Origin of the sequence: Streptomyces incanus (assembly GCF_042656345.1) — a bacterium.
In the GTDB taxonomy this organism is placed as follows: Bacteria; Actinomycetota; Actinomycetes; order Streptomycetales; family Streptomycetaceae; genus Streptomyces; species Streptomyces incanus.
Genome location: NZ_JBHSPC010000015.1, coordinates 414,067 through 424,302, shown reverse-complemented (window position 1 = coordinate 424,302; position 10,236 = coordinate 414,067). Strand labels below are relative to the sequence as shown.

At 67.9% G+C, this 10,236-nt stretch carries 10 protein-coding genes; all 10 read right to left on the bottom strand.

What is annotated here, in order from left to right; genetic code table 11:
- Positions 1-23: 23 nt before the first annotated feature.
- A complete protein-coding gene (locus ACFP2V_RS07870; protein ID WP_381207458.1) occupies positions 24-656 on the bottom strand; it encodes a fumarylacetoacetate hydrolase family protein in 633 nt (210 codons plus the stop codon).
- A 254-nt stretch (positions 657-910) separates the two neighbouring features.
- Positions 911-2,107 (bottom strand): acyl-CoA dehydrogenase family protein, encoded by a 1,197-nt coding sequence (locus ACFP2V_RS07865; protein WP_381207455.1) that lies wholly within the window; start codon positions 2,105-2,107, stop codon positions 911-913.
- Positions 2,104-2,700, bottom strand: coding sequence for a flavin reductase family protein (locus ACFP2V_RS07860; RefSeq protein WP_381207452.1), 597 nt, complete (start codon positions 2,698-2,700; stop codon positions 2,104-2,106). Before ACFP2V_RS07860 ends, ACFP2V_RS07865 begins: the two co-directional genes overlap by 4 nt.
- 90 nt (positions 2,701-2,790) lie before the next feature.
- On the bottom strand, positions 2,791-4,164 hold the full coding sequence (locus ACFP2V_RS07855; protein ID WP_381207572.1) for a cytosine permease: 1,374 nt from the start codon (positions 4,162-4,164) through the stop codon (positions 2,791-2,793).
- Positions 4,165-4,323: 159 nt separating this feature from the next.
- Positions 4,324-4,725 (bottom strand): RidA family protein, encoded by a 402-nt coding sequence (locus tag ACFP2V_RS07850; protein WP_381207450.1) that lies wholly within the window; start codon positions 4,723-4,725, stop codon positions 4,324-4,326.
- An 11-nt stretch (positions 4,726-4,736) separates the two neighbouring features.
- Positions 4,737-6,290 (bottom strand): aldehyde dehydrogenase family protein, encoded by a 1,554-nt coding sequence (locus ACFP2V_RS07845; RefSeq protein WP_381207447.1) that lies wholly within the window; start codon positions 6,288-6,290, stop codon positions 4,737-4,739.
- A gap of 54 nt (positions 6,291-6,344) precedes the next feature.
- A complete protein-coding gene (locus ACFP2V_RS07840) occupies positions 6,345-6,767 on the bottom strand; it encodes a cupin domain-containing protein (protein ID WP_381207444.1) in 423 nt (140 codons plus the stop codon).
- A 3-nt stretch (positions 6,768-6,770) separates the two neighbouring features.
- The gene (locus ACFP2V_RS07835) at positions 6,771-7,523 is read right to left on the bottom strand and encodes an RraA family protein (RefSeq protein ID WP_381207441.1); all 753 of its coding nucleotides are present in this window, start codon (positions 7,521-7,523) and stop codon (positions 6,771-6,773) included.
- Positions 7,520-8,455: a VOC family protein gene (locus ACFP2V_RS07830; RefSeq protein WP_381207438.1), complete on the bottom strand. Its 936-nt coding sequence runs from the start codon at positions 8,453-8,455 to the stop codon at positions 7,520-7,522. The genes ACFP2V_RS07835 and ACFP2V_RS07830 overlap by 4 nt, the downstream gene beginning before the upstream one ends.
- 113 nt (positions 8,456-8,568) lie before the next feature.
- Positions 8,569-10,134, bottom strand: a complete 1,566-nt coding sequence (locus tag ACFP2V_RS07825; protein ID WP_381207435.1) for a 4-hydroxyphenylacetate 3-hydroxylase N-terminal domain-containing protein — start codon at positions 10,132-10,134, stop codon at positions 8,569-8,571.
- Positions 10,135-10,236: the final 102 nt, after the last annotated feature.

Genomic DNA, 10,236 nt, shown 5'->3' with positions numbered 1-10,236 from the left:
CGCACGACGCCCCGGCCCAGCGCTCAGATGATCGGCGTCGACACCGCGCCGATACCGTCGATGGCCACCTCGACCAGGTCCCCGGGCTTCAGATACCGCTGCGGGGTACGAGCCCTCCCCACTCCTCCGGGGGTGCCGGTCAGGATCAGGTCTCCGGGGCGGAGCGGCAGCATGGTGGACACATACGCGACCAGGTGAGCAGGAGTGAACAACAGGTCCGCGATCCGGTGTTCCTGGACCGGATCGCCGTTGAGCGTCGTACGCAGAACGGCGGTTGCGGGATCGAATTCATCGGGAGTGGCCAGAACCGGGCCGACCGGGGTGGAACGCGCCCAGATCTTTCCCTGGAGCCACTCCGTCGAACGGTATTGCCACCCCCGCATCGAGATGTCGTTGGCCACCGTGTAGCCGGCGATGCACTCTCCCGCCTCCGCCTCACTCACCTTGTACGCGGTCCGCCCGACGACGACGGCGAGTTCACCCTCCCAGTCCATCTCCGGGTCCTCCGCCACGGCCGCGACCGCGTCGGTGGGGCCGGTCAGGGTGTCGGCGAACTTCGCGAAGAGAGTGGGGTACGCCGGGAGATCCCGGCCCATCTCCTGGATGTGGCTCGTGTAGTTGAGGCCGGTGCACAGCACCTTCGACGGGTTCGGCACGACTGTCCGGAGCTCGACATCGCCCCTGCGGTGCCGGGCCCCGGTGGCATTCCTCGCGATCCGTTGCCAGTCGTCGTTCGCCAGCAGAGAACCGACGTCGGCATGACCGGGGATCTCGGTGAGTTCCCCACCGTCCAGGCGGGCCGCGCTCGTCCCCCCCGGGGGGTACGCACGGTTGCCAGTTTCATGTCTCTCCTTTCCGGTTGCGCCGTCCCCCTTGCCTGCCGCCGGGTCCCGCGGTCGGACCCACCGCCTCAGGCACCGACGGCGGTCTGCTCGGGAACGACGAGATCGAAGAACCCCCAGTGCGATCCGGCGGGCAGAGTGCCCGACAGGATCCGGCCGCACTTCTGCGTCACGATGTGCGAGGAGCCCCGGTGCTGGCTTCCGGCATGGCTGTCGCGGAAGAAGCGTTGCAGCGCGCCGTCCCGCATGACCTGGGCCCCCGCGAAACGGTGCACGAGCTGACTGATCTCCAGCGCGGTCCGCGTGGCGAGGCTGCAGGCGAGCCGCGACATCGTCTCCTGCTCGTCGTTCAGTCGGGCCTGCGCCGCGAGCGTCGACTCGTTCTCGCACCAGGTCTCGCGCAGCAGTGCCATCGTGCCCCGGACGTGCGAGAAGTGCCGTGCGTACTCCGCGAAGAACTCGTCGCTGGTGACCGGGGACCCTGCGGCGGGATCCTTGCGCTGCGTCAGCTCGCGCAGTTCGTCGAGCATGCGCCGCCCGACCCCCTGCGACCAGGCCGCCTGGTGCAGGCCGGCCAGCAGAGCAGGACTCAGGCCGTGCAGGGAACGGCCCCGTCGGGCGTGCTCCGGGCCGGGGCGGAAGACGTAGGCGTCCTTGATCAGCAGGTCTTCGGCCCGGTAGTCGAGGCTCGCGGTCGCCCGCAGCCCGAGCATGTCCCAGTTGTCGCTGATCCGCAGGGCCGAGCGGGGAACCAGGCAGACCAGCCGCTCTCCCGTCCCGTGGACCGTCACCGCGAGATTGAGGTGCGTGGCCATGGACACCCCGGGCGCGAACTGCCAGGCCCCGTTCACCCGGTAGCCGCCGTCCTCCCGTACGGCCCGGCCGGTGAACGACGTGGACTGGCCCGCCACCAGGGGGAACGTGTCCTCGGTGAAGAGTTCGGCCACCGCCTCGTCGCCCAGGTACGTGGCCGCGACCGCCGTCTCGCTCGTCACGGCGCGCACCAGCCACCCCAGCGAGGCATCGGCGTGGGACAGCTTCTCCATCACCTGCAGGATCTGCAGGGGGGACGCCTCCATGCCGCCGAGTTCGGCCGGCACCATCAAGGTGAAGACTCCGCTGTCGCGGAGCACGTCCTGCACCACCGGAGTCGGACGCCGCAGGCGCTCGCCGTCCGCGGCCTCGCTCTGCAACAGGGGGTAGATCGCGTCCAGTTGCTTCAGCAGCCCGGAGAAGTCCTCGTTCACCTGGGTCTGGACCGTCATGACCGGCTCCTCTCCGACTGCGCACCGCCGCCGGCGGTTCCGCTCTCCTGGGCCAGTGCGCTCCACTGACCGCGGTAGAAGAGCAGGGGGTTGGTGTCGTCCTGCTGGCCGTAGGACATCACGCGCCCGAGGACCAGGACGTGGTCCCCGCCGTCGTAGCCCGCCCACGGAGTGCACTGGAAGTACGCCAGCGAACCGTTGATCCGCGGCGCGTTGTCGTCGTCGACCCACTCGATGAGGTGGGCGTCCTGCGGCTTGCCCGCGAAGTGGAGCGCGGTGTCGAGCTGGTTGTCGCCGAGCACGTTGACCGCGAAGGGCCGCTCGAGCAGATAGGTCAGGGCCCTCGAGTTCCGCTGCATCGAGACCAGCAGCAGCGGCGGATCCAGGGACACCGAGGTGAAGGAGTTCACGGTGACGCCGTAGTAGCTGTCGCCGGATCGGTACGTGAGCACGACGACGCCCGTGGCGAAGTTGCCCAGGGTGTTGCGAAGCAGGCGGGGATCGGCGAGCGAGGGGATCGCGGCGCTCGACGCAAGGGTCTTCGCGTCGGCGGCCTTCTCATAGATCTCGGAGTCCCACATGATGTCGGTCATCCCGAACCTCCTGGAAATCGTGGGTTCGGCCCCTGCGGGCCGGGGTGGGCCGGCGGCCACGTGCCGTGGAATCGTGGCCGCCGGCCGGGGTCAGACGGCCTCTTCGACGGCTTCCTCACCCGCGACGAACGTGGTGCCGGTGCCTTCGGGCAGCAGGCTCCGCAGGGCCGGGTAGGCGGCCAGGGCCAGTACGAACGACACCAGGAAGCCGAGGGCGAAGACGTCGGTGGCCATCAGGACCGTGCCGACGGCGGCGGACAGCACCAGCGTGATGACGCCGGCCCAGTTCCACTTCTCCACCCGGTGGGTGGCCCGGTCGTACCGCGCGCGCCGCACCAGGTAGTAGTCCGCGATCATCACGCCGCACATGCCGAGCGTCATGGAGCCCAGGTACGCCAGGTAGGCGGCGAACTGCTCCAGGATGCCGGCGGCGATCATCACCAGGGCGATGACGTTTCCGATCACCACCATCGCCGCCCGGCCCGGCTTCCACCCGGTGAGGGAGTCGATCAGGTTGACCAGCGACAGCGAGCCGGAGTAGGCGTTGATGGCCTGCGCCTTCGCCTGGGCGGCGTAGATGGTGATGAAGCCCATCCAGCCGGCGAAGATGACGAAGAAGGCACCCGTGTTCTCCATGACGTACGTGCTGCCCGCGGCGCCGGCCGCTTCCTCGCTCAGACCGGCGTCGTTGGCCATGAGGTGGTTGATCACCTCGGGCATGCCGCCGATGACGACGAGCGATCCCAGGACGGTCATGATGACGTTCTGGGTGATCGGGCCGGAGGCGGCCAGAACGGTGACATCGCGGCGCGTGCGGCAGTACCGGGCGAAGTCCGTCGTGACCAGGGCGATGGTTCCCGCCGTGGCGCCCATGACCCCTGTCGCGGCTTCGAACTTCGGCCAGAGACCGCCGGGGACGACACCGCTGTAGGTGAACACGTCCATCGGGTTGGCGCCCTGGATCACGTAGATGTGAATCAGCATGTAGAGCGTGACCAGGAGCGTGACGGCGGTCAGGGCGGCCGACGCCCGCAGCGCGAGCTTGAGGCCGAAGATGGCCAGAGTGATCCACGCCAGCGTCATGAGGCCGTAGATGAGGATGCGCACCGGCCAGGAATCAGGCAGGTCGAACATCAGCAGCGTGCCCTGGTAGAGGAGGGCGGACTCCATGGCCAGGAAGCCGAGGATCATGAACGCGAAGATGATCGAGCCGATCGACGAGCCCATGAAGCCGAACCCGAAGAACCGGGAGGTGATGGTGCTCGACATGCCGGTTTCGAAGGCCATCCGCCCGAGGGCCCTGCCGAGGGCCACGGCGAAGCCCGCGACGAGGACACCGACGATCATGCCCACCGCGAAACCGGCGAGCACGACCGTGAAGCCGGCGATGGCGAAGATGACGAGCGCGGTCGCGACGCTGATCGGACTGAGGGCGAGCTGATAGCCGCTCTTCCGCTCTGCCATCGGCACGCTGACCAGGGAATGGTCTTCTGCCGCAGCCGCCAGTGCCGAATCGGTGGATCTGGGATTTCTGGTTGGTGAGGACACAGTTCCTCTCCCTGAGGGATATGGCGCCCACGGCCACTTTTCACAGTGGGACGCGCGTCAAGTCGCTGAGAGCGCTCAGTCGACGCTGCAGCCGGCCACCGCGATGGCCTCGATTTCGAGCAGGATCTCCGGCTTGGCGAGAGCGGAGACCTCGACCAGGGAGCAGGCCGGGAAGTCGCCGGAGAAGAACTCCTGACGGGCCTTCCACACCCCGGCGTTGTCCCGCATGTCCGTGACGAAGATCGTCATCTTGACGATGTCGTCCATGACCGCGCCGGCCGCCTCGACCAGATCCCTGATCTTCTGGAAGACGACCTTGGCCTGGTCGTAGGCGGTGTCGCCGAGGACGCTCGCCCCGTCCTGCCCGCGCGCCGTCATTCCGGAGATCATGATCAGGTCGTCGATCCGCAGGCAGTTCGACCACATCTTGTCCGCCGGCTCACGCACGGCGTCGGAGAGGAAACGCTGCTTCTTCATGGCCGTGGTCCTCACAGGTCGATCCGGTTGTCCCAGGCGGAGGTCCCGCCCCAGTTCACGCAGACGCTCTGGCGGCGCATGAAGCCCTTCCAGGCGTCCGAGCCGGCGGTGCGGCCGCCCCCGGTCTCCTTCTCGCCGCCGAACGCGGAACCGACGTCGGCGCCCGTGGTGCCCATGTTGATCCGGACGATGCCGCAGTCACTGCCGCGGGCGGAGAGGAACGTCTCGATGTGGGTCAGGTTCGTGCTGTGCATGCCCGAGGCGAGACCCTGGGCGACGCCGTTGTGGATCTCGATGGCCTCGTCGAGATCGTCGTAGGTCAGCACGGAGACGATCGGCACGAAGGTCTCCGACTGGGCGATCTCGAAGTGCGGCTCGACACCCGTGACGATGGCCGGCTCGACGTACAGACCCGGGCGGTCGATCACGTTGCCGCCGTACGCCACGGTGGCTCCCTGGCGCTCGGCACCGGCGAGGACCTTCCGGTAGTCCTCCACCGCCTTCCGGTCGATCAGCGGGCCGACCACGGTGTCCGGGTCGCGGGGGTCCCCGACGGTGATCTGGTCGAAGGCCTTCTTCATCAGCTCGACCAGCTCGTCCGCGATGCTCGCGTGGGCGATGACGCGGCGGGTGCTCGTGCACCGCTGGCCGGTCGTACCGACCACGCCGAACGTCAGTGCCTTGGCTGCGAGTTCGAGGTCGGCGGTCTCGTCGACGATGCAGCCGTTGTTGCCCGAGCACTCCAGCTGGTACCGGCGGCCGAGCGTCGATCCGACGATCTCGGCGACCTTGCGCCCCACGGTCGTGGAGCCGGTGAACGAGATCATGGCGATGCGGGTGTCGGAGACCAGCTTCTCGGCGACGGCGTCGTCGTCGGGGATGAACAGGGAGAACACGCCCTCGCATCCCAGCTCCGCCGCCGCCTGGTTGACCAGCTTCTGCACGGCGACGGCGGTCAGCGGAACCTTGGGGCTCGGCTTCCAGACCACCGTGTTGCCGGCGATCGCGGAAAGGAACCCGTTCTGCGCCCAGACGGCGGCCGGGAAGTTGTACGCGCTGATGAGACCGACCACGCCCAGCGGCAGCCACTGGTCGTACATGCGGTGCTCGACCCGCTGGGACTGCTGGGTGTAGCCGTACATCATCCGCGCCTGACCGGCGGCCAGCGTCGCCATGTCGACCGCTTCGCGGAGCTCGCCCTTGGCCTCCATCGTCGACTTGCCGGTGTCCAGCGAGACGATCGCGGCCAGGCTGTCGATGTGCTCCTCGATCAGCAGGCCGATCCGGCGCACGAACTCCCCGCGGCGCGGCGGCGGCACCATCCGCCACCGCTTCTGGGTCTCGACGGCGGCGGCCACGATCGTCTCGTAGTCCTGTCCGTCCGAGGCCGCGATCCGGCCCACGACCTCACCGTCTGCGGGACACTGTGCCTCGATGACCGGCCGGCCCTCGACGGTCCCCCAGCCGATCGAGTCCCCGTAGGTACCGGAATGCACCTGGTCCAGGCCGAATTCGGCGAGCACCTCGTCGGTGTCGAACAAAGTCTTGACGGTTTCGCTCATCATCGCTTTCCCTCAACGTCGCGGGTTCGGCAGGAATACGTCGGACGGGCCGGCACCTCACTCCTTGGCAAGGAAGTCGCCGATCGTCTCGTCCGTGTGGTATTCGGGCTTCTCGTAGTAGTGCGGGCCGTCGTAGATCTCGATCAGCACGCTGCGCTCGTGCGCCAGGGTCGGGCCGTGGGGGTGGTCCTTCGGGTTCATGTAGAAGGAACCGGGACGCAGCCGGAGGCCGGAGTCGGTGTACTCGTAGTCGCCCTCGAGGCAGTACATGAACTGGTTCGAGGCGTGCGTGTGCCTGGTCGGGATGGTGCCGCCCTTGTCGTACTCGAGAAGGGCGATGCTGGCGCCGGTGTCCGGGTTCTTGTGGAGGAAGTACTGACGGAACCCGTAGTCGGGGTAGTCGATCCAGTCCTCGTCCTTGAGGTCGGCGGCATGGATCAGGATCTCGAGCGACTTCATGGCCGCGGGGTCGATGTCCACTGTTCACTCCCGTCCGGGGCGGCCGGCGGCCACCCACGTGTCGTATTCCTGGCGGCTCTCCGGTGTGGCCGGAAAGAGCCCGAAGAGGGACCGGCCGCGCTGGATTTCCAGCGCCGCGAATTCCTCGTAGGCGGCGGCGTCGGCGGCCTCCGCGGCGACTTCCGCGGCCAGGTCCTGGGGGATGACCACGACGCCGTCGCCGTCGCCCAGCACCACATCGCCCGGGTAGACCGCCACTCCGCCGCAGCCGACGGGTTCGTCCAGGGCGACCGGGTGCAGGGCGATGGGGGTCGCCTTGGGGGCGTTGTCCCGCTGGTAGCACGGCAGACCGGTCTCCCTGATGGCCGCCGAGTCCCGGTAACCGCCGTCGGTGACGACACCCGACACACCGCGGTGCTTCAGCCGCGCCGCCATCATGTCGCCCATGGACGCGGCGGCCGTGCTGCCGAACGCGTCGATCACGAGGACCGCGCCGGGCGGGCACTCCTCGATCGCCCGCCGGTGCAGGTTGTCGCTGCTCGAGTAGGTGGCGAGGGTGTCGAGATCCTCACGTGCGGGGATGAACCGCAGGGTGTGGGCCGTGCCCACCAGCGGCTGCTGGTCGGCTGCCAGCGGCCGGACGCCGGCCATGATCACGTTCCGCAGGCCGCGCCGGAGCAGCATGTTGGCCACGGTGGCCGAACCCGCGCCGATCAGCTGTGCGCGGACCGGCTCCGGCAGTGGTTCGGCGCGGTGCGCGCGCGCTGTGCCGCTCATTGGAAGAACTCCAGGGGCGGGCGGTTCCCCCACTGAGTGGTGTCACTGGCCGTACCGTTGAACTTGGTCGGCCGGTGGTTGCCGTCGACGATGTCGCCGTCGGTGTAGTGCTCGATGCGGAAGCCGAACGGGTCCTTCCAGTAGTCGAAGATCTGGCTGCCGAGCAGGTGGCGGCCGACTCCGACGTCGAGGGTGTACCCCTGCTGGATGAGGTAGTCGTGCGACGACATCACCGCGTCCATGTCGGTGACCTCGAAGGCGCTGTGGTGGACTCCCACCCAGTCCGACTGCAGGACGAGCATGAAGTGGTGGTCCACGAGCTGCTCGCCCAGGTCCAGCCGGACGAACGTGCCGACGACGGGGCCCTCCTCGCCCGGCGGGACGAAGTAGTCGGAGGGCAGGAAGTTGAAGCGCTCGTTGAGCCAGGCCATCGACTCGTCGTGGTTCTTCACGTGGAGCACGAAGTGACCCAGGCGTGCGATGGTGCACGGCGCGACGGGTTGGCGGACGGCCGCGTTCACCCGGTTCCTGTCGCGGACGTTGTTCATCACGAAGGGGTCCCGGTCCGGGATCGGCTCGGCCTTCTCCCGTCCCCAGATCGCCCGGATCCCGATGCCGTCGGGCATGGTCATCGAGACCTCGTGGCCGCCGCCGGGCTCCGTCGACTCCCGGACCGGGGAGGACCCCGGTTTCGCGGCGAGCTCGACAAGGTCGTCGTAGGTGGCGACCTCGATCGACGCACCGATGAAGCGCTGCTTGCCGGCCTTGCGGGTCACATGGATGTGATGCTGAGTGCCCGTTCCCCGCATGTACAGGGTCCGGTCGTCGCTGCCCTCGGCCTTCACCATGCCGAACGCGGTCAGGAACTTCTCCATCACCTCGAGATCCGGTGCCTCGTAGGTGACGTGGGCAGCATCGATTGCCGTAGCCACGGGTCCTCCTGTGGTGGATGAGAGCGCGGCGGCACGCACGGAGCCGTCGCCGCCGGATGGGCCGGGGGCTCCCGCTGGGCCGAAAGCCGGGCGGGCGGGAGCCTCGCGGACGGTCAGCCCTTGAGGATGCTGACGTCGTCCGGGCCCTTCAGGTCCGGCACGGTCCAGCCGTCCAGGTCGTACTCGTCCATGGCGCTCTGGGCGAAGTCCTTGCAGTAGTCGAGGAGACCGCTGCCCCGGGCGCCGAACAGGTTGGTCTGACGCGTCACGTCGTTGCTGCCGATGTAGTTGATCTCGTACAGCTCGTGGCGGGCCCCGAACTCCGTGCCGATGGAGTCCCAGAGCATCTTCATGACCTTGACGCGCTCCTCGGCGCCGATGCCCCCCGTACCGCGCAGGTAGGTGTCCAGGTAGCCGCGGATCTCGGGGGTCCTGAAGTCCTTCGCGTGGGAGTTGAGGTAGATCAGGCCGCTGGCCACGACCTGCTCGATGATGTTCTTGATCTTCGGCATGGCCAGCTGGTTCATCACGCGGTAGGCGCCGGCGAACTGCGGGTCGGGCTGGATCATGCCGCCCTTCCACGGCACCGCGCTCTTGGCCATCGCGTCCGACAGCGCCCAGAACGTGTTGCGCCAGGCGATGACCTCACCGAGCTGGGACATGACGCCGTGGAACTGGCCTGCTCCGGTGACGTCGAGGGCGCGGGCCAGCATGCCGACCAGGAAGTCCATCTTCACGGCGAACCGGGTGCAGCCGTGCAGGGAGGCGCGCTCCAGATAGCCGGAGTGGATGTTGTACTTGTTGGCCTGCTCCAGGTCGTTGTAGATGAACGCGTTCTCCCAGGGCACGAACACGTCGTCGAGGACCAGGATCGCGTCGTTCTCGTCCAGACGGCTCGACAGCGGGTAGTCGAACGGGCTGCCCAGCACGGCCGCGCGGTACTCGTTGGACGTACGGCAGATCAGCTTCACGCCGGGAGCGTTGGTGGGCGTGATGAACACCGGCGAGAAGGCCGGGTCCTGCACGGCGACCTGGCCCACGTGACCGACGAACGTGTAGTGCGTCAGGGCCGATCCGGTGGCCACCACCTTGGCGCCCTTGACGTAGAAGCCGGCGTCGGTCTCCCTGGTGACCCGGATGAAGACGTCCTTGCCCGCGTCCGCGCCCATACCGCGGTCCACCGGGGGGTTCATGATGGCGTGGTTGATGTACCACGTCTTCTCCTGGGCCTTGCGGTACCAGTTGCGCGCGTTGTCCTCGAACCCCCGGTAGAACTCGGCGTTGGCGCCGAGGGTGCCGAGGAAACAGCCCTTGTAGTCGGGGGAGCGGCCCATCCAGCCCCAGGCGATCTTCTGCCACTCGGCGATCGCGTCGCGGGAGGCCACCTGCTCCTCGACGCTCTTGGGCGCCTGGTAGAAGCGGTGGGTGAAGCCTCCCCCCTCCGTGGGCGCGGTGAGGATGTCCTTGCGCGCCGGGTCGTGCAGGGCGTCGTACATGCGAGCGATCATGCGGGCGGAGTTGCGGAAGGCGGGGTGCTCGGCGATGTTCTCCACCCGCTCCCCGTAAATCCAGACCTCGCGGCCGTCGTTGAGGCTCTCGAGATATTCATCTCCGGTAAAGGGGAGATGATCACGGCCGACAGGGCTGCTTGCCGACTGATTCGCGTTTCCCGTCGTCATTGACCGGACCCCTTCTCGTCATACACGGAGCCGGGACAAGCCATCGGTCCATGCAGTCAATACGTGAGCAGCGATCCCTCGAGGTGGTTTCCTCATCGATCC

Bases quoted from the DNA above. Each gene is read 5' to 3' on its own strand.
- ACFP2V_RS07825 (WP_381207435.1), bottom strand. From the start codon at position 10,134: ATGACGACGGGAAACGCGAATCAGTCGGCAAGCAGCCCTGTCGGCCGT.
- ACFP2V_RS07865 (WP_381207455.1), bottom strand. From the start codon at position 2,107: ATGACGGTCCAGACCCAGGTGAACGAGGACTTCTCCGGGCTGCTGAAG.
- ACFP2V_RS07845 (WP_381207447.1), bottom strand. From the start codon at position 6,290: ATGATGAGCGAAACCGTCAAGACTTTGTTCGACACCGACGAGGTGCTC.
- ACFP2V_RS07855 (WP_381207572.1), bottom strand. From the start codon at position 4,164: ATGGCAGAGCGGAAGAGCGGCTATCAGCTCGCCCTCAGTCCGATCAGC.
- ACFP2V_RS07835 (WP_381207441.1), bottom strand. From the start codon at position 7,523: ATGAGCGGCACAGCGCGCGCGCACCGCGCCGAACCACTGCCGGAGCCG.
- ACFP2V_RS07860 (WP_381207452.1), bottom strand. From the start codon at position 2,700: ATGACCGACATCATGTGGGACTCCGAGATCTATGAGAAGGCCGCCGAC.
- ACFP2V_RS07850 (WP_381207450.1), bottom strand. From the start codon at position 4,725: ATGAAGAAGCAGCGTTTCCTCTCCGACGCCGTGCGTGAGCCGGCGGAC.